Annotated in this window: 16 protein-coding genes and 1 riboswitch; of the genes, 6 read left to right on the forward strand and 10 right to left on the reverse strand. The window is 48.7% G+C overall.

Annotation, left to right across the window (positions count from 1 at the left end; all coding sequences use genetic code 11):
- Positions 1-112: 112 nt before the first annotated feature.
- The 5 genes from IKW96_RS09765 to IKW96_RS09785 all read right to left on the reverse strand — a co-directional run bounded on the left by IKW96_RS09765 (position 113) and on the right by IKW96_RS09785 (position 7,739).
- Positions 113-1,810 (reverse strand): DUF6311 domain-containing protein, encoded by a 1,698-nt coding sequence (locus IKW96_RS09765; RefSeq protein WP_296573851.1) that lies wholly within the window; start codon positions 1,808-1,810, stop codon positions 113-115.
- Positions 1,785-2,255, reverse strand: coding sequence for a pyridoxamine 5'-phosphate oxidase family protein (locus IKW96_RS09770; RefSeq protein ID WP_296573854.1), 471 nt, complete (start codon positions 2,253-2,255; stop codon positions 1,785-1,787). Before IKW96_RS09770 ends, IKW96_RS09765 begins: the two co-directional genes overlap by 26 nt.
- A gap of 54 nt (positions 2,256-2,309) precedes the next feature.
- Complete coding sequence (locus IKW96_RS09775) at positions 2,310-4,025, reverse strand: phospho-sugar mutase (RefSeq protein ID WP_296573856.1); 1,716 nt, start codon at positions 4,023-4,025, stop codon at positions 2,310-2,312.
- A 318-nt stretch (positions 4,026-4,343) separates the two neighbouring features.
- The gene (locus tag IKW96_RS09780) at positions 4,344-5,426 is read right to left on the reverse strand and encodes an ATP-dependent 6-phosphofructokinase (RefSeq protein ID WP_296573859.1); all 1,083 of its coding nucleotides are present in this window, start codon (positions 5,424-5,426) and stop codon (positions 4,344-4,346) included.
- Between the two features lie 30 nt (positions 5,427-5,456).
- Entirely contained in the window at positions 5,457-7,739 is a 2,283-nt protein-coding gene (locus tag IKW96_RS09785) for a bifunctional diguanylate cyclase/phosphodiesterase (protein WP_296573861.1), read from the reverse strand.
- A 313-nt stretch (positions 7,740-8,052) separates the two neighbouring features.
- On the opposite strand from IKW96_RS09785, the gene IKW96_RS09790 reads away from it, so the two are divergent.
- From IKW96_RS09790 to IKW96_RS09805, 4 genes are all read left to right on the forward strand, one after another.
- Complete coding sequence (locus tag IKW96_RS09790) at positions 8,053-8,730, forward strand: response regulator transcription factor (protein ID WP_296573865.1); 678 nt, start codon at positions 8,053-8,055, stop codon at positions 8,728-8,730.
- Positions 8,717-10,162: a HAMP domain-containing sensor histidine kinase gene (locus IKW96_RS09795; RefSeq protein WP_296573869.1), complete on the forward strand. Its 1,446-nt coding sequence runs from the start codon at positions 8,717-8,719 to the stop codon at positions 10,160-10,162. Before IKW96_RS09790 ends, IKW96_RS09795 begins: the two co-directional genes overlap by 14 nt.
- 434 nt (positions 10,163-10,596) lie before the next feature.
- A riboswitch (SAM riboswitch) is annotated at positions 10,597-10,702 on the forward strand.
- A gap of 62 nt (positions 10,703-10,764) precedes the next feature.
- Positions 10,765-11,949, forward strand: coding sequence for a methionine adenosyltransferase (gene metK / locus IKW96_RS09800; RefSeq protein ID WP_296573872.1), 1,185 nt, complete (start codon positions 10,765-10,767; stop codon positions 11,947-11,949).
- 3 nt (positions 11,950-11,952) lie between these two features.
- A complete protein-coding gene (locus IKW96_RS09805; protein WP_296573875.1) occupies positions 11,953-12,375 on the forward strand; it encodes a hypothetical protein in 423 nt (140 codons plus the stop codon).
- A 42-nt stretch (positions 12,376-12,417) separates the two neighbouring features.
- Here IKW96_RS09805 and IKW96_RS09810 read toward each other — a convergent pair whose 3' ends face one another.
- The 3 genes from IKW96_RS09810 to IKW96_RS09820 are packed head-to-tail and all read right to left on the reverse strand — an operon-like array spanning position 12,418 to position 14,062.
- A complete protein-coding gene (locus tag IKW96_RS09810) occupies positions 12,418-13,125 on the reverse strand; it encodes a JAB domain-containing protein (RefSeq protein WP_296573877.1) in 708 nt (235 codons plus the stop codon).
- 3 nt (positions 13,126-13,128) lie between these two features.
- A complete protein-coding gene (locus IKW96_RS09815) occupies positions 13,129-13,812 on the reverse strand; it encodes a JAB domain-containing protein (RefSeq protein WP_296573880.1) in 684 nt (227 codons plus the stop codon).
- A 22-nt stretch (positions 13,813-13,834) separates the two neighbouring features.
- Positions 13,835-14,062 carry a helix-turn-helix transcriptional regulator gene (locus tag IKW96_RS09820; RefSeq protein WP_296573885.1) on the reverse strand — a complete coding sequence of 76 codons (228 nt, stop codon included), beginning with the start codon at positions 14,060-14,062 and terminating at the stop codon, positions 13,835-13,837.
- Positions 14,063-14,392: 330 nt separating this feature from the next.
- Here IKW96_RS09820 and IKW96_RS09825 point away from each other — a divergent pair, with 330 nt between their 5' ends.
- The gene (locus IKW96_RS09825) at positions 14,393-17,527 is read left to right on the forward strand and encodes a GDSL-type esterase/lipase family protein (protein WP_296573888.1); all 3,135 of its coding nucleotides are present in this window, start codon (positions 14,393-14,395) and stop codon (positions 17,525-17,527) included.
- 85 nt (positions 17,528-17,612) lie between these two features.
- Here the strand turns inward: IKW96_RS09825 and IKW96_RS09830 are convergent, their stop codons facing one another.
- Together IKW96_RS09830 and IKW96_RS09835 are read right to left on the reverse strand one after the other, a co-directional pair.
- The gene (locus IKW96_RS09830; RefSeq protein ID WP_294750612.1) at positions 17,613-18,083 is read right to left on the reverse strand and encodes a peptidylprolyl isomerase; all 471 of its coding nucleotides are present in this window, start codon (positions 18,081-18,083) and stop codon (positions 17,613-17,615) included.
- 18 nt (positions 18,084-18,101) lie between these two features.
- The gene (locus IKW96_RS09835) at positions 18,102-18,623 is read right to left on the reverse strand and encodes a hypothetical protein (protein WP_296573891.1); all 522 of its coding nucleotides are present in this window, start codon (positions 18,621-18,623) and stop codon (positions 18,102-18,104) included.
- A 143-nt stretch (positions 18,624-18,766) separates the two neighbouring features.
- On the opposite strand from IKW96_RS09835, the gene IKW96_RS09840 reads away from it, so the two are divergent.
- Positions 18,767-19,459: a carboxypeptidase regulatory-like domain-containing protein gene (locus tag IKW96_RS09840; protein WP_296573894.1), complete on the forward strand. Its 693-nt coding sequence runs from the start codon at positions 18,767-18,769 to the stop codon at positions 19,457-19,459.

The following is a 19,459-nucleotide window of genomic DNA, read 5'->3' on the forward strand; positions in this document are numbered from 1 at the left end:
TTTGCAAATCGAGCAGCCCATCAGTTCCTTTAGACAGTAGTGCCGAATATACATTACAATAATATATTATATCACACAGTCCCGTGTGTGTCAAGCTGTTTGTGATATTATTTTATTTTTTAACTCTTGCCACAGTGTAGTTACCCAGTCTGAATACAGTCATATTGTCAACGTCTTTCGGAACGTCCTCGTCCTTGAAGAAGACATACAGCGCGTCCTCACGACCGTTTCCGCAGGAAAGCTGTCTGTACTGCTCATCGGCGTACTCCCACAGTGAGCCGTAGTCTGAACGGGCAAGGTAGAAGCTGCTCAGGCTTATCCTGTCCCTTGCGGCAAGGCGGGAGATGTCGAAGTAAAGCTGTATGTTTGCTCTGTAATCGGGTGGGAGCGGCAGAAATACAACTTCGTCAACGCCTCTGACGGCTTCCTGCCATTCGCTTTCGGTTATGTTGGGTTCAAGGGCAGGTCTTGTGTACTGGGCGTGGAGACTTCCGCGCCATACGCTGAAGTCAATGCAGTTTACAAGTACGCATACCGTTAAAAGAGCAGCGGAAACCTTGAATTTAAGCTTTGAAATAAGCCATACTGCGAATGTCATTATCATTATGCAGGGGAGCCATATGAAACGTCCCGATGAACGGAATACAGCCAGTCTGCTCATGATAGCGAAGGGAAGATGAATATCCAGCAGCACCTTTTCGTTAAATGCGACAGTGGTGCTGACTGCCCAGAAAAAGCTTATGCAGAATGCGCTGACATAGGCGAATATCTCTATCCCGTGTTTTTTTGCGTATGAAAGTACGTTCCTGAAGAATGAGCCTTCCTGCTTTGCAAAGTATATCACTGCCGAGATAAGTCCGAGGAGACAGCAGAGAAGCATTCCGACACCGAGATAGCCAAGTCCCTCGTACTGTCCGTCCCTTACAGGGAGAGAGGGGATAAATCTTGAAGTCCCGAGGCCGTTGTAGAAGGTGTTGAGGTTTGCGGAGAACTGTCCGAAGCCGCCGTCGGAATAGCTTCCCGAGCCCTTGAATGCGCCTATTATCCACAGACTGAGCACGGAGAAAAGCGTTGGCACAACAGCTGTGCACACAGCGCGGAGACGCTTCTTGTCCCTGAAAAAGAGCATTATCACGTATGCGAACATCGCCGAGTATATCATGGGTATGAAGTAAAGATGTATCAGCGTGGCTGCAACGCAGGTGGCTGCCCACGCTGCAACAGGTGTGAAGCTGTGTTTATATTCGCGCTTGTGGTCGATAGTCAGCATGAGCGCCAGCATTACGAGCCATGAAGCTCCGAGGGAGTTGTGCTGGTGTATACGGTTCAGCGACGGGGCGAATACCGAGAAAAACAGTGAGCCTATCGTGGTAAAGCAGAGGTTCGGTTCTATACGCTTCAGCAGAGAAGCTCCGAAGCCGCCGTTTAGTGCGAAGCAGATGATTCCCCAGAGTCCGATGTACTGGAAATTTTCGGGAAGAACAGGGGAGAGGAGCTTGAAGATTATGGCGAAAAGCGGTATGGAATCCGTGTACATACAGGATATCATGCCGTCGGAGGATATCCCGTCTGTCATGCATATCGGAAACGTCCAGGGAGTATGTCTGTAGTATACCCAGCCTAAATGGTGCTGAGCTACGTCGCCGAGATTGGTGAATATCCAGTCGGTGTTTGTCGGATTTATCAGCTGTATGCCGAAAAAAGCGATGAAGACCAGCGCTCCGATGACTGCTCCGGGAAGAAATGTTGCCGCAGCACCCGGATTTTTCAGTATATTGTTTTTGTCAGCTGTGGGTGTTGGAATAGCCATTCTCAAGCTTGCACTCCTTGTCGTATTCTGTTATCGCGCCGGCAGAAAGGTCAGCCTTTCCGTCGGCTCTGTAGTATCTTCCGCTCTCTGCGGTGAAAACTATCACGCAGTAGTCTTCGTCGTCTATGCCCCCGGGGTAGTATTTCTCGTCCCCCTCGTTCCAGAGGAGCTCCTTGTAGTGCCTGTCAGTGCATATTTCTGCCTTTCCGTAGAGACAGACAGCTTCAAAGGAGGTATCGTCGGAAAAGTACAGGCAGGCATTGCTGTTTTTCAGCAGGCTCTTTACGTGTGAGGAGCTTGTATTGGTGGATATAATGTGAGTTCCGAGACCCTTGTGCCATACGCAGAACACCCTGCGTATGTTCTGTCTGCCGCTTTCGTCGGTATATCCGAGAGAAGCGAACAGTGAGCGGTCTATCAGTCCTTTTATTTCGTTTATGGTCATAAATTGCTCCTTATTACCGTATAAAGGGCGAACCGAAGTTCGCCCTTTGAAATTTTATTTCATGCTCTGAGTGAAGTCTGCATAGATCTTCTGCTCGATAGCTTCTGCTTCCTCACGTGTTGGAGCTTTTGCAGTGAGATAGGTTTTTATCTTTGGCTCTGTACCCGAAGGACGTACTATAGCCTTGCAGTTGTTCTCTAAGTAGAATGCGAGTACGTTCGACTTTGGAAGTGTGAGCTCGCTTACCTTGCCTGTAGCGATGTCCTTTGAGGTGCCTGCCTTGTAGTCCTCGAAGCGCTCAACCTTGAGACCGCCGATAACTGTGGGAGGATTCTTGCGGAGCTCTGCCATTATCTCTTCCATGTGCTTCATGCCGCTTTCGCCGTCAAACTCGAAGCTGTAGAGAGTCTGGAGGAACATTCCGTACTTCTTGTACATATTCTCGCGGGCCTGCATGAGAGTAATGCCCTTTGTGCGGTAGTATGCAGCCATTTCGCAGATGAGCATGGAAGCGTCTACTGCGTCCTTGTCCCTTACGTAGCCGCCCGAGAGGTAGCCGTAGCTCTCCTCAAAGCCGAATATATAGCGGTTCTCTTCGCCCTTGGCTTCAAGGAAGCCTATCTGCTCGCCGATGAACTTGAAGCCTGTGAGAACGTCGATTATCTTTACTCCGTACTCCTTGCCGATGAGGTTTACGATGTCCGTAGTAACTATAGTCTTTACGGCAATAGGATCCTTGGGCATTGTACCCTTTCTGATGCGCTGCTCGCAGATGTACTCGAGAAGCATAGCTCCGACTTCGTTGCCCGAGAAGAGTGCATAGCCGCCCTTTCCGTCGGGAACTGCTATACCTACACGGTCACAGTCAGGGTCAGTAGCAAGAAGAAGATCGGGCTTCACCTTGTCGCAGTAGCTGAGACCTACCTGCAATGCCTCGCGTATCTCCGGATTCGGATAGGGGCAGGTAGTGAAGTTGCCGTCGGGGTTCTCCTGTTCCTTGACTACTGTAACGTCTGTGATACCGATACGCCTGAGGATCTCGCGTACAGGCTTGTTTCCTGTACCGTTGAGAGGTGTGTATACCACCTTGAGTCCGCTTGAAGCGCAGAGGTCTGTATTTATGCCCTCAGCGAGGACTCTCTTGTAGAATTCCTCTATAACGCTGTTATCTATATAGGATATGTTGCCCTTGGCTAACTCTGAATCAAAATCAGAGTGCTTTACGCCGCTGAACATATCGAGGGAATTGATTTTTTCGAGGATTATCTCAGCACCTCTGAGAGTTATCTGGCAGCCGTCCTCGCCGTATACCTTGTAACCGTTGTACTTGGCAGGATTGTGGCTTGCAGTGACCATGATACCGCCCTGGCACCTGAGGGCTCTTACTGCCCATGAAAGGCAGGGAGTAGGCATAAGCTCCTTGTAGATGTGGACTTTTATGCCGTTAGCTGCAAGAACCTCCGCAGCAGCCTTTGAGAAAACATCGCTCTTGATACGGCTGTCATAGGAAATTGCCACGCTGGGGTTCTTGTACTCCTGGTTGAGGTAGTCTGCAAAGCCCTGTGTAGCGCGTCTTACAGTGTAGATATTCATGCGGTTGGTACCTGCGCCGATGACTCCTCTGAGTCCGCCTGTACCAAATTCGAGATCGCGGTAAAATCTGTCGCTTATAGCATTGCTGTCGCCCTTAATCCCCGAGAGCTCAGTCTGCAGATCAGCGTCCTCTTTGGCGTTTTCACACCAAAGGCTGTAAAGTTCCATTTCTTTCATTTGTAATACCTCCTGAACAGATATATAATAATTATATCACATTACAAGACTTTTGGGAATAGTTTTTTTGAAAAAAGAGCATTTTTTAATGTTTTAATCATCAAAGCAAGCAGTAATCGGCTGTTTATAGGGGCTTTGGCTTATCATATCAATTTATAATATAAGTATTTTATATTATATATAATACGAGCAGTATACCTTTTCGGGATAGTCTGAAACGGGCGGTACCTTCGCATTTCTGAAAACCAATGCTGTTATAAAGCTGAAAAATCCCCGGACAGCTTCAAAAAAGCTGTCCGGGGGTAACTGCGTATATTGTCAGTCTCCGAATGAAACTCCGATATCACGGGCTGCGATAACGAGATGGTTCTCTGTATCGACGAATTTGGTCTTGCCTGCGATATCCTCAAGCTTGTTGGAGGTTATCTTGTTGCCTATCTTGGCGACTGTTCTGCCGTAGCGCTCCTTTGCTATGAGGTAAGCCGCATGAACTCCGAACTGTGTGGAAAGTACGCGGTCGTAGGCGCTTGGAGCTCCGCCTCTGAGCATATGTCCGGGAACGCATACACGTGCTTCAAGACCCGTATTGTTCTGTATCTGAGCGGCGATGCGGCTGGTAGCGGTAAGTATACCTGCCTCTGCGCGCTTCTTTGCACGTTCCTTTTTCTTCATCTGAGCCTCATTGACGTCGAAAGCTCCCTCTGCAACTGCAACTATGGAGAATGTCTTGCCGTTGGCGCTTCTTGCCATTACTGCGTCGCATATCTTGTCGATATCGTAGGGTATCTCGGGGATTATGATAACATCAGCTCCGCCTGCGATACCTGCATTGAGAGTGAGCCAGCCTGCCTTGTTTCCCATTATCTCGCAGAGGAGCACTCTGGAGTGGCTGGCGGCTGTGGTATGAAGCCTGTCAAGCACGTCCGTTGCGATGTCGACTGCCGTATGGAAGCCGAATGTAACGTCTGTGCCGTATATATCGTTGTCGATGGTCTTGGGAAGTCCGATAACGTTGAGACCCTCGTCAGCAAGGAGCTTTGAGGTCTTGTGAGTGCCGTTTCCGCCGAGGGTGAGGAGACAGTCCAGCTTCTGCTTCTTGTAGGTCTCCTTCATGTTCTTGACCTTGTCGATGTTGTCCTCTCCGATGACCTGCATCATCTTGAAGGGCTGACGTTTGGTGCCGAAAATAGTTCCGCCCTGGGTGAGTATTCCCGAAAATGAAGAGGGTGACATATCCTTGCAGAGATTGTTGATAAGTCCGTAGTATCCGTTGGAAATGCCGACTATATCAACATTTTCCTCGCCGAAGCGCTCATAGCAGGCTTTGGCAACGCCTCTGATAGTCGCGTTGAGTCCGGGGCAGTCGCCGCCGCTTGTAAGGATGCCTATTCTTCTTTTCATAATTATGACCTCCCTGTATAGTATTGTGTTTTATCGCTTCATATCGCGTTTTTCGTTCTGTTCAAAGAATTCCAGGATTTTTTCCGGCGGCATCGGCTGTCCGTAGAGGTAGCCCTGACCGTAGTCACAGCCTGCCATACGCAGTATGGACTCCTGTACGTTGTTTTCGATGCCTTCTGCGATAGTTTCTATCTTCTTGGATTTCGCGATACGTATTACCGCAGAAACTATCTCGTATGCGATATTGTCGTGCTCGATATCGGTAATGAACGAGCGGTCAAGCTTGAGGAGCGTGATGGGAAGGACCTGAAGATAGCTGAGTGAAGAATAGCCCTTTCCGAAGTCGTCCATTGCAAGCTTTACGCCGAGATCGCGTATCTTGTTCATCTGGTCTACAGCGAAGTCGATATCGCTGAGCGCGAGGCTCTCCGTGAGCTCGACCTCCAGCCACTGTGGATCGAGTGCCGAACGCGCAAGAGCTTCAAATACCTTTTCCTTGAGGTCTGTCTGATAGAAGTCGGAAGAAGCAAAGTTGATGGACATAACTATTGGAGAATAGCCCATTTTCTGCCACAGCTTGTTCTGACGGCAGCCCTCGTTGAGTACGAATTCGCTGATCTTGCCGATAAGATGCGAGCTTTCCGCGATAGGTACGAATGAATCGGGAGTTATTACCGTGCCGTCAGGCTTTATCCAGCGTATGAGGGCTTCGACGCCCATGATCTTGCCTGATGAAAGGTCGATCTTCGGCTGGTAGTAAAGCTGCAGCTCGTTATTGTCAATGGCAAGTGCAAGAGCCTTTTCAAGTTCGGTATTGCCGATGATAGAATCGTGCATACTCGGTTCATAGCCGCAAATACTGCCCTGAATGCCTGCATTGGATTTGAGGGCGAATTCGGCGTGCTCCATTACCTCGAGGAAGGAACCGCCGTCCTCGGGCATTTTCGAGTAGCCTGCCGAGCAGGTAAGGCTTATGGACGCGAAATCGTCCACAGCGAGCCTTGTGAAGTCCTCCTGTATTTCCTTTACGGTCCTCATCGGCATTTCCTCGTCGCCGTAGTCTCTCAGCAGGAGGGCGAAATTATCGCCGCTGATACGGGCTGCAAGACCTCCCGGGGTCACGTATTTATACAGGATATGTGCGAAGTTTTTCAGTACAAAATTTCCGTTATTGTAGCCGCAGGTGTCGTTTATTATGTGGAAGCGGTCGATATCGAGGACGATTATCCAAAAGGAATAGTCCAGTACCTTACAGGAATCGTATATCTCCTGACCTGTTACCACAAGCTTGTTGCGGTTGGCAATCTCGGTAACGTCGTCCATATACGCGAGGCGTTCGATGAGCATATCCTTTTCGTGCTTCTGGGTAACGTCGATAACAGCTCCGCCGAAGAGGGGAGCGCTGTTGCCTGTTCCGATTATGGACTTCAAGCGGAATGAGTACCAGCGGTAAGCTCCGTCTGCGCTCTTGAGCCTCATTTCGAGGTTCTTTGAAGCCGTTATGTCCTGGCTCTTGATGGATCTGTCAAACTGGAGCCTGTCGTTTGGATGTATTATTGAGCGAAGCTCGTTGACATTTATAGAGCTGTTTTTCAGTCCCAGCATATGGGAAAGCTCGGGAGAAGCACGGAATACCCGTCTGTCAGTGCTCATAATGAGACCGATCTCCGCAAGCTCCATTGAGGAGTGGAAGAAATCGTTTGCATTTGCAAGGTTGAGCCTCATTTTTTTGAGCTCTGTGAGGTTGAAGCCTGCACTGAGGTAGATGTCGTGCTTTTTGAATCTCTTTACCTTTGAGGTGCTCCATGCGATGGATACGAGGGCGCCGCTGGGATTGCGGAAAGTGGACTCGTAGGAATTGCTTCCGACAATACGCTCAAGGGCGGTGGAATCGGGAGTATTTATGCCGAAAGCAGCCCAGACTCCCTCTTTTTTGTCTGAATAGTCCGATGTTATGCCGAGAAGCTCGCGGAGCTTCTTGTTTATATATACGAATGAAAAGTCCTCGGACCATATTATCATTTCCGTGTTGAGGTTTTCGGTTATCTTTATGACTTCGCTTATGTCCAGCGAGGTCTTTTTATTCTGATATATCCAGCCTGAAATGGCAAGGATTATAGTTGCACAAACCATTGTGCAGACATATATTATAAGAGTCGATCTTGCGTAGGCAGGATTAAATATGCAGTAACCTATTACAAGTGCGCTGGCAATAACGATTATAACGGCTGCTGCAAGTGGGTTAAAGTTGTTTGATACGCTTTTTACCTTATTGTTCTTTTGTTTTTTGTCCTTGTCAGATCCTTTGTTCATCAGGCACTGCCTCCCTTCAAACATAATTACCCATATTTATTATAGCAATAATAAACGAAAAAGTCAATTATAAATTTAACTCCTCTAACAAATTTGATAAAATTGACGGAAATTTACAAGAAAATATCACGTAATATACACTTTTGTCAAATATAATGTTATAATAGAAATGAAGAACAGCCAAAGGCTGCATATTGTATGTTTATGATATAAGAGACTTAAAATCAAATGGGTAAGCGGCTCGTTCAGGCGAATTTACAGGCTTTCGGCCGCAGGATCAGAAATGTACCCGGATAATGCACGGAGGTAATTTATGGCACATATCCTTATTGTGGACGATGAGATCAATATCAGAAAGGTAGTGCGCGAATATGCCGAATTTGAGGGCTATGAGGTAACAGAAGCCGAAAACGGCATGGAAGCGATCAATCTCTGCCATGAAAACGACTACGACCTTATCATTATGGACGTAATGATGCCCAGACTTGACGGATATTCCGCCTGCAAGGAGATACATAAGACCAAGAATATCCCTGTCATCATGCTTTCTGCAAGAGGCGAGGAGTACGACAAGCTGTTCGGCTTTGAGATAGGCATCGACGATTACGTTGTAAAGCCTTTTTCTCCCAAGGAGCTCATGGCGAGAGTCAAGGTCGTCCTGAAGAGAAATACCCGTCAGGAGGAAGCTTCTGTCCCCGATAAATTCACATTTGAGGGACTTGACGTCGATATCGCGGGACGCGAGGTCTATGTCAACGGCACAAAGGCTTCAATGACGCCTAAGGAGTACGATCTACTGTTCTATCTCGTGAAAAACAAGAATATCGCCCTTTCCAGAGACAAGCTGCTTGAAGAGGTATGGGGCTATGACTTCTTCGGCGACGACAGAACTGTTGATACGCACATAAAAATGCTCAGGAACAGCCTCGGCGAGTACAGAAAGTTCATCGTTACACTGAGAGGAATGGGATATAAGTTTGAAGCCGATTAAACATTTCAGACACGCGAAGAGCAAAATTTCCCTGAAATTCAAGATTTGGCTGTATTTTGTCATATTTACGGTCATAGTTCTTGCTCTTCTGTGGATATTCCAGATATTTTTCCTCGAGCGCTTCTACAAGGGCATCAAGGCGCGTACTGCCGTGGAAAGCATGGACATAATCGCGGAATCCTTCATGAGCGACAACAAGGACGAGTTCTACCGCACGGTAGACGAGGTCGCCCTTGAAAACGAGCTCTGTGTGGAGGTCACGGACAGATACGGCAGACATATCTATAAAAAGCATGTTCTTGCGGACTGTATCATACACAATCTTAACAATGAGAACAACCGCATCATTGACGAGATAGACGATTCTGAAAACGGTATTATAAAGAAAATGCCGCAAAACAAGAGGACAGGCGCTCCTACGCTCATATGCGGAATGAGGCTCGGATCGGCGAAGGCTCCCCAGGGATACCTGATAATCAATTCGGCGCTGGCTCCTGTTGAGGCTACAGTTGCCATTATCAAGCGGCAGCTCATGTTCATAACTACGCTGCTCATCATTATCGCGTTTATCATATCACTGTACCTTGCAAAGCGTATTTCCGCGCCTATAGACAGGATAACAAAGTCGGCGGAACGGCTCGCAAAGGGCGATTTTACCACAAAATTCGACGGAAGAGGCTATCTTGAAGCAAAAAAGCTTGCGGATACCCTTACTTATGCGGAAAAAGAGCTCTCAAAGGTGGATATGATGCAGAGAGACCTCATTGCAAATGTTTCCCACGACCTGAGGACTCCTCTCACAATGCTGAAAGCCTATGCGGAAATGATACGCGATCTTTCAGGCGATAATCCCGTAAAGCGCAACGAGCATCTGGAAATAATCATCAGCGAAACCGACCGTCTTGCACTTCTTGTAAACGATATGCTCGACCTCTCAAAGCTCGAGAGCGGCAGGCAGAAGCTTACTCCTTCGGAATTCGGCATAAGCGGCAAGCTCAGCGAGATAATCGACCGTTTCAAGGGACTTTCCGAGAAGAACGGCTATACTATCAATTTTACTCCCGACGAGGAGAGGATAGTCTGCTGCGATACGGTCAAGATAGAGCAGGTCATATACAACCTTATCAATAACGCCATAAACTACACAGGCGACGATAAACAGGTCTTTGTACGGCAGATCAATACAGATGACGGTGTTATTGTGGAAGTCGAGGACACCGGCGACGGTATAGAGGAGGACAAGATAAAGCTTATTTTTGATAAGTATTACCGCTCCGAGAACCATAAGCGTGAGGTCGTCGGCACGGGACTTGGTCTTTCTATCGTTAAGGCTGTGCTGAAAATGCATAATTACGATTACGGAGTTCGCAGCACCCTCGGAAAGGGCTCGACATTCTGGTTCAAGATAAGCGATGTGAGAAAGCAGGATTGACCGATTTACAGGCGTTCCCGTGAACTTGTAAGAAGTTACGGCAAAGGGCAGAATTGTAAAATACAGGTGCTAATTCGATTACAAAAAAATACTACAAGTTTAAAACAGGTGGAAAAAGCGGAGATGCATTGTGGATTATTGATAGTTTGCCTAACAAAATGTTGATTTTTTTCTCTGCTGCCCGTTCAACTTTTTCACACAAAATACATAAAACTATGATATAATATAAATGCTGAGGGAGAATATCCCGAGGCTGATTTTCATGGTAGTTTAATGTTTACCCCAACATTAAATTATTAAATCCCCAATAATCCCTATATCATGGCAGATGAGCTTCCTGAAAAGGAGGCTCATTTGTTTTGTGCCAAAAAAGTGTTGCACATGGGAAATATCCTATTGACAAATTTCCGACAATGGTGTATAATACTCTCATAACCTTATCAAGAGCGGCGGAGGTAACAGGACCGATGAAGCCGCAGCAACCCGGCACGGAATGTGCCGAAGGTGCTAATTCCTGCGGTTTTATCCGGAAGATGAGGACGTTATGCATTCATGACCTCTCATACCGGGAGGTCTTTTTTATTTACCAGGAGGTCATATTAATGAGTAAATGCTTTTTTACATCCGAATCAGTTACCGAGGGTCATCCCGACAAGATCTGCGACCAGATCTCGGACGCCGTTCTTGACGCTATATTGGAGCAGGACAAGCTCGGAAGAGTTGCCTGCGAGACCTGCGTTACCACAGGTATGGTGCTCTGTATGGGCGAGATAACCACCTCGGCTGAGATCGATATCCCCAAGATCGCACGTCAGGTAGTCATTGATATCGGCTACGACAGGGCCAAGTACGGCTTTGACGGCCATACCTGCGCTGTTCTTACATCTATCGACGAGCAGTCGCCCGATATCGCAATGGGTGTTAACGAGGCTTTTGAATACAGAGAAGAAAACAGCGAGTCCGACGGACTTTCAAACGGCGCAGGTGACCAGGGAATCATGTTCGGCTATGCCTGCAATGAGACTCCCGAGCTTATGCCGCTGCCTATCTCGCTTGCACACAAGCTCTCAATGAAGCTCACAGAAGTCCGCAAGGACGGTACTCTCCGTTACCTCCGTCCCGACGGAAAGTCACAGGTAACTGTTGAGTACGACAACGGCAAGCCCGTAAGAGTTGACGCTGTTGTTGTTTCCTCACAGCATTCGGCTGACGTTTCTCTCGATCAGGTACGCAAGGACATCGAGGAGTTCGTTATAAAGGCTGTTATCCCTGCAGAGCTCATGGACAGCAATACAAAGCTTTTCATCAATCCTACTGGACGTTTCGTTGTGGGCGGTCCTCAGGGCGACAGCGGTCTTACGGGACGTAAGATAATCGTTGATACCTACGGCGGATATTCACGTCACGGCGGCGGAGCCTTCAGCGGAAAGGACCCGACGAAGGTCGACAGAAGCGCTGCTTACGCTGCCCGTTATATCGCCAAGAATGTAGTAGCAGCAGGTCTTGCGGAAAAGTGTGAGGTGCAGCTCTCATACGCTATCGGCGTAGCTAAGCCTATTTCCATACTTGTTGATACATTCGGCACAGGCAAGGTCGACGAGGAGAAGCTCTCGGAGGCTGTTGCAAAGGTATTCGATCTCCGTCCGACTGCTATCATTGAAATGCTCGACCTCAGAAAGCCGCAGTACAGACAGCTTGCAGCTTACGGTCATATGGGACGCGAGGACCTCGGTGTAGCATGGGAAAAGACTGACAGGGCAGATGCTCTCAGGGCTGCTCTTTCATAAAATATGGACGAGTTCAGTAATTATCTCGTTTTTAAGTTCACCAATGCCGTATTTATCGAGATCTTCGGCAGATATGCAGCCAATTCGGAAATGGCGGAGTTCATTGCCGAGGACGGCTCGGTGACAATGAAGTTCAGGATGATAAACGGCGTTCTCGATACGCCGAAGACTACGGAACAGTTCCTAAGCCTGATGTATATTCTCTTTGAGGCCAATCCGAAGTCGCCTGCGGGACGGATATTCACGGCTCATCAGCACGAGATACTCCGCGAGACGGTTTTCAGGCTTCAGCAGGTGATAGACGGGTTCAGCGATATACATATGACGATACATTCGGAGCGCCCGAATAAGGACGATCCCGAAAAATCGGACGTAACGCATACTGAGTACAGCCTGTCAAGAACGAAAGACGTGAAAAGATCATAATAACTAAAAAGCCATAAGGTTACCCCTTATGGCTTTTATGTATTATACATGATATCCCTCAATGGATTTTGCCGACATTTCGGGAAGTATCCCAAGCTCGCGGAAGGACGTTTCGTCGGATGCTCCCACGATTATGTGGTCTGCAAGGACAGCTCCCAGCATTGACATGGACGAAATGATGTTTTTCGTGAAGAGAATATCGCTTTCCGAGGGAGCAGATGGGCTGTTAGGGTGATTATGCGCAATGAAAAACAGGGAGCAGTCCGTTTTTATGACAAAATCCGCGATATCCTTGTATGAAGCCGTGACCCTTGTGCTCGTTCCGCAGGCGAGCACCTTTGAGCTTATCACACGCATTTTCCTGCTTACCGCGGTTATTATGAACTTTTCGCCGACAGCTCCGATAAAGTGACTGGAAAAGTATCTTTTGGCGGACTCTGCGTCCTTTATGGTCTTGACCGCAAAGCGCTCCATGTACAGCGAGCGGCTTATGCAGGGGATAAGTTTCAGCAACACAGCCGTGCTGCTGTTAACTCGTCCGTCTTTCATGAGCAGCGTAGGATCGGCGTTTGCAAGGGCGTTTATGCTACCGTATTCACCGAGGAGCTCCGCAGCAAGGGCTGCAGGCTCTTCACAGCGGCTGTACGTGAAAAGCAGCTCGAGCCGTTCATGCTTGGTAAGCCCGTCAAAGCCGTCCTTTTCGTATTTTCTCAGGAGCTGTTCGCGGCGGAGCTTCGTATCTTCTGCCATAGCTCAGAACGCAAAGGAGCCCTTTGAACGCATGGAAAAGCTCTTGCCGCCGCCGAAAATGATACTGTCCCTGAAAGAAACGCCAATAGCGGAAAGGAGCTCACCGAAGCTGTGAGTAACGGTGAAGTCACTGTTATCGGGGATAGGCAGTCCGTCGCCGTGGCTGAGACCGATACATACGGAAGCCGCATTGCTCCTGAGTATCAGTGCGGCTATCTCCTTTGGCGAAATACTGCGGTTGATGAGGTCGGATACCGGTATTGTCACCGTTCTTAGCAGCTCTCCCTGAGAGGTCATGCAGAGTATCGAGCAAACCTTTGCGGCAGTGTCGCGGAACTGCTCCTCAAAGCAGGCGCAGAGCTGTTCAAGAGTGGTAAGAGTTTCGGCGTTGTGGGAGCTTCGGAGGTAGTTCGTGCCGAAGTCATGCATGAGCCTGAGAAAGGCAGCTCCGCCTGCGCCAACGCCCTTTACAGCCTGCAGATCGCTTTTGTCGGCGGAAATGACTCTGCCGAGGCTTCCGAACTCGTCGTTCAGAGCGTGGGCGATACCGTTCGTATTTACGACGGGACGAGCGTAAAACAGCAGGAGCTCAAGCAGCTCATGCTCGAAAAGGCCGTCCTGACCGGAATCGAGAAAACGCTGTCTTATGCGCTCTCTGTGTCCGGCGTGAGCGTTTTTGACTGCCATAATATGTTCCCCCTCATGATAGTTATTTTTTTATTTGTCTGCTTACTTCCTTGATATTGGTCCTGCCGAGGATATAATCCACGGAAACTCCGTAAAAATCGGCAAGTATCAGGAGATGCTCGACGGGAATGGTCTGAAATCCGCGTTCATACCGGGAATAAACTGTCTGACTTGTGTGCAGAAGCTCTGCGACTTTTGTCTGCGTCAGATCCATGTCCTCCCGCAGGTCTTTCAGTCTCTGAAAATGCATTGTATCATCTCCTGCGTTTTTTTGTATTAGAACCTATCGGTACTAATGACTTTACCACATTTAATGAAGATGATGTGCGGCTGAGTACTTATTGGTACTAAAAATAATGGGTGTACCTGTATAACTGATTTCAAAAAAATAAAAGAATCCGCTTTTGCAGGCGTTCCTGACAGGCGGTCAACTTTTATGTATTCTCATTGTTAAAATGATACAAAAATACGTAAAAATAATTCAAAAGTGCATACAGCGATTATTGACTTGACTTATTAACAATGATATAATTATTGTAGATAATTACGCGTACTTCAGTACGGAATTGGAGGAGTTTACATGAAATTCAGAAAAATGCTGAGCGGTCTTACATCGCTGGCGCTTTCCCTTTCCACTTTTGCGGGGATCGGCGCTGCGGATTTTTCAAGACCGCAAAAGGCTCAGGCGGCTTCCGCTAACTGGAAGTTCGACTTCGGCGGAAGCGGCGCGGCAAACGGCTTCACGGGAGTATCGGCTTCGGACGGCTATAATTCGGGAAGAGGCTACGGCTTCGCACAGACCTGGAACGTGGCTAACGTAAACGCAGGAGGCAGCGGAGTTACTGCGGACGCGGTACAGTTCAAGGATTACGGCACAGGCAATACCTTCAACGTTGACCTGCCAAAGGGTCTTTATGAGGTAAAGGTAACTATCGGAAACGCTCCGCGTACTACCATAAAGCTCGAGGGCATGGTACAGATGATGAACCTCACGGGCAGGGGAGCGGTCGAGACCGTAAAGCTGCCTGTTACAGACGGACAGCTCAATATACAGGCTGTTGAGGGCATGAGCAACCGTGAGCAGTCCATTGCGGCAGTTGAGATAACACAGCTCAATGATACGGGAACAATGCCTCCTACGGTATGGATATGCGGCGACTCTACCGTTGCCAATTACTACAACTGCGCCGACACTTCACAGCACGGCTGGGGACAGTTCTTCAGCGGAAAGCTCCCGAACGGGAACTATGACGTCCGCAACATGGCTACCAGCGGTCAGTATGCAAAGGGCTTCGTGGACGCAGGACAGTTTGCTCCTATCGAGACCTACGGAAAATCAGGGGATTACTACATAATCTCCATTGGTATCAACGATTCAAACTACTCCAACGAAACGGAGTATTACAATACGGTCACTGATATGGTAAAGCGCGCCAAGGCCAAGGGCATGACAGTAGTTCTTGTCAAGCAGCAGGGCAGGCGAGGCGACCTCCAGCGCAATCCCAAGCTCTCGGGACGCTGGTACGGCGGCTCTCTTGACAAGATAGGCAGCGAGCAGAACGTACAGGTGGTCGACCTGTTCACAAAGTGGCAGAATTTCGGACTTTCCGTGGGATATGACGGAATGGCTTCTTACTATGCGATAAAGAACGACGGTACTGCCGACGATCTCCACCAGAGCAAAATGGGCGCTCAGAAAATAGCCGAGATCATGCTTGAGGAGCTCAAATCGGGAGCATCGGCGGCTGAGCCTGTACACCCCAAGGAAAACGTCTGCTATATGTTCAGGAATGTGAACAGCGGACTCTATATGGAAGTTGGGGACAACTACAACGTTCAGCAGGGCGCTTCGGGCGGTGTTTCTCAGCTCCACAATACATGGAAGTGCGTACAGGCCACCGGTGATTACTACTACATCAGACCTGTGGAGTCCGACCTTTGCCTCTATGTTGACAACGGAAGCCGCGACAACGGCGCGAATATAGTTGTTGCGGAGAAGAACGGCTACAGCGACCAGTTCTTCAAGTTCATGGACAACGGCGACGGCACAGTTACCATCCTCACAAGAGCTTCACGTGACGCTTCCGCAGTGGAAGTCGGAAGTGCGGCGACTTCAGGCGGCGCAAATATCCAGCAGTGGGAGGTAAACGGTCACGCCTGCCAGAAGTGGGAAATGAGCGAGGCGGACGATATAGTTGTTACAGTTCCTGCAACAACGACAACTTCAACGACAACAACAACAGTCACAACGACTGTTACAACAACGCTCCCGTTTGATATTACATTTGTTCCCGGCGACGCAAACTGCGACAGCGGAGTTGACCTTTCCGACGCTGTGCTCATCATGCAGGCTCTTGCAAACCCGAATAAATACGGTAACGGCGGCTCTGACAGCCGTGCAATAACAAGCGTGGGAATAGGCAATGCCGATGTTACAGGTGACGGCGACGGTATGACAGTCAATGACGCTCAGTTCATACAGATGTACCTGCTGGGACTTGTAAAGCTTCCCGATCCTATAACAGTAGTTGTCGCACCTCCCGAGACAACACAGCAGACTACAACAGTTACTGCTACTCCCGTTCCTGTGAAGTACTATGCGGCTGACCAGACATGGAATGACGGTATCATCGAAACTACAAACACCGGTTATACCTGCGACAGGGGATATGTGAACCTGGGCAACAACTCTGACAGCAACATCACTTTCAGCGTTAATGTTCCCGCAGACGGCAATTACATGACGCATATCCGCTTCGCCAACGGCTCGGCAAACGACCGAAAGATGAAGCTTTTTGTAAACAATGATTTCGACTATTGCTGGATGCAGTCATTCCCCGGTACAGGTTCATGGACTGACTGGGCGGAGTTCGGAATAGTTCTTCCGCTGAAGGCAGGCAGCAACAATATCGTTATGCAGTCGGCAATGTCTGAGGGAGCTCCCAATCTTGACTATATCGAGCTCATACAGACCGACGAGCCGTATGCCGAGATATACGATCCCTCAATGGAGCAGCAGAATACAGGCAGCGGTCAGCATACCCTCTATATCGCCGGCGACTCCACGGTACAGAGCTACAGTGCGAGATATGCTCCTCAGCAGGGCTGGGGCTACTATATGCAGGACTACTTCAACGGTGATATAACCGTTGCGAACCACTCCATAGCAGGAAGAAGCTCCAAGAAGTTCTACGACGAGGGCAGGTGGCAGACCATTGCGGACAGCCTTAAAGAGGGCGACTTCGTAATGATACAGTTTGCTATCAACGACGCAGGCTCTTCAAATGCGGACAGGTATGCTCCGACCTGCGGAAATGTTGACAATCCGTCGTCAGGCTCGTATGAGTGGTATATGACACAGTTCATCAAGTCCGCAAAGGACAAGGGAGCAACTCCCATACTTGTCACTACTACAATCGGCATGAAGGCTTACTCAAACGGCAGATTTGTGAACAGCTATACAAACTATAATGACGCTTGCTACGGTCTTGCAAGAAAGTACAGTGTACCGTGCATAGACCTTAATTCCCTTATGGTGAGCCATTACAACTCCGTAGGCTATGATACTGCCAAAAGCTATCACCTTATGGGAGCTGTTGCTGACTCTACCGACGGAACTCACTTCTGCGAAAAGGGTGCGAATATCGTTGCAGGACTTGTTGCAGGAGAGATCAGAAAGCAGAATATAAGCGGACTTGCTTCATATCTCAGGTGAGAATCTGAGTCGGCGTTCTGAAAAAACAAAATACACAACAAAGCCCGAAAGCGTTGCTTTCGGGCTTTTGATATCTTATCACTTATCACTCAATGGTGACTTTCTTCATGATCTGAGGAGTTGTAGGCTTGTCCTGATAGTCTGTAGCGCACTCTGCTATCTCGTCAACTACCTCCATGCCCTCGACTACCTTGCCGAATGCGGCATAGTTTCCGTCAAGGTGAGGAGCGTCCTCGTGCATGATGAAGAACTGGGAGCCTGCGGAATCGGGCATCATTGAGCGGGCCATTGAGAGAACTCCTCTTGTATGCTTGAGGTCGTTCTTAACGCCGTTTGCAGCAAATTCGCCCTTGATGTGCCAGCCGGGACCGCCTGTGCCGGTACCGTTGGGGCAGCCGCCCTGTATCATAAATCCCGGGATAACTCTGTGGAATGTGAGACCGTCATAAAAGCCCTGTTTTACGAGCTTCTCGAAGTTCTCGCATGAGATAGGAGCGATATCGGGATAAAGCTCTATCTTTATTTTCTTTCCGTTTTCCATTTCGATAATAACCATGATGATTTCTCCTTTATATTAATAATAATCTACAAATGGTATCTCAATTGTTCTGTCGGGGTCAAATTCCGTGGTGTCAGCCTCGCGCCTTTCCTGATCGGCAGCGTCCCTTGAAGCCTGTTCAGCCTGATACTGCTCAAGGAAATCAAGAGTAGTCGGAGTATCGGCATCGTCAGAGCCTGTAACAGGTATCATCTGTGATATCTGTCCGTTTGCGTCGGTGACTATCATGTACATCTGTCCTGATTCCGTGGGAGCAGTTGTCTCTATCATCATACCGAACTCGTCTGTGAGTATCTCGCTGAAGAAACCTGTAGTTTCCTCGGTTTCGCCGGTTTCTGACTCTTCACTTGCAGATGTGGGCTTATAGTTGGGCGGAGTAAGATCCGCAGTATTGAACGGCGTAGTAGGGTCAGTTATAAGGTGAGGGTGCTTTTTATTGGCCTTAGCGATGTCCTCGGCACAGGACTTTCCTGCGAGGATCATGAACGCTGCGGCGACTATCGCGATACAAAGCGCTATTAATGATCTTGTCTGCATACTGAACGCTCCTTAAAAGGTTTGATATAAACTATTATAATCTAATCTCTGTGCGTTGTCAAGTGCCGGGAAATGCCATTGATCTGTTTCGATGTGTAATATTCGGCATTGAACGTGAATATGATGTACAGGGAGGAGATAGTATGAAAAACGGTAATTTCGATACTGAAAAATATAAACAGGAGCTTATGAAGCTATACAGCAGAAGCTCTTCACATGGCGAGGAACTGCCGAAAACCGAGAATGAGAAAACGGAGGAGCTTCCTGACGATACTGCCTATGCCGAATTCAGCGGAAGTGACGGCAGCGGCGAGGCAGAGGACTACAACAGCCGCTATCCCGAGCCCGATCTTTCAGGGCTGGATACGGATCTCGGTACGGAGAACACCGAGGACGACGCGCCGCAGGAATACAGCTCCGAAGAGCTGCTCGGCAGCGAAAGGGGCTATATACTTGTAAATGTGCGGACAGGTGACGATTCCTCTGCTGTTGAGGGGGCTTTTGTAAAGGTAACGGCTGTGGTGGACGGGAAAAGGCTCGTTCTTGCTTCGGGAGCTACCGATGAGAGCGGCGTATCGCCGAAATTCTCGGTACCTGTGCCTGACCTTGAGCACTCTCAGACGCCCGACCCCGACGAGAGACCCTATAACCTTTTCGACGTAAGCGTTTACGCAGAGGGCTTCTTCCGCGCAAGAAGCGTTGATGTTCCTGTATTTTCGGGGATAACCTCGGTCCAGAACTTCAACCTCATACCTGTTCCGCTTATGATGAGCAGCGACGATGAAACTGTGACCTACTACAATGCAGAGCCGGGCTTCGGCGGCGGAAAGGAGTGA

Source organism: Ruminococcus sp. (genome assembly GCF_017549005.1).
In the GTDB taxonomy this organism is placed as follows: domain Bacteria; phylum Bacillota; class Clostridia; order Oscillospirales; family Ruminococcaceae; genus Ruminococcus.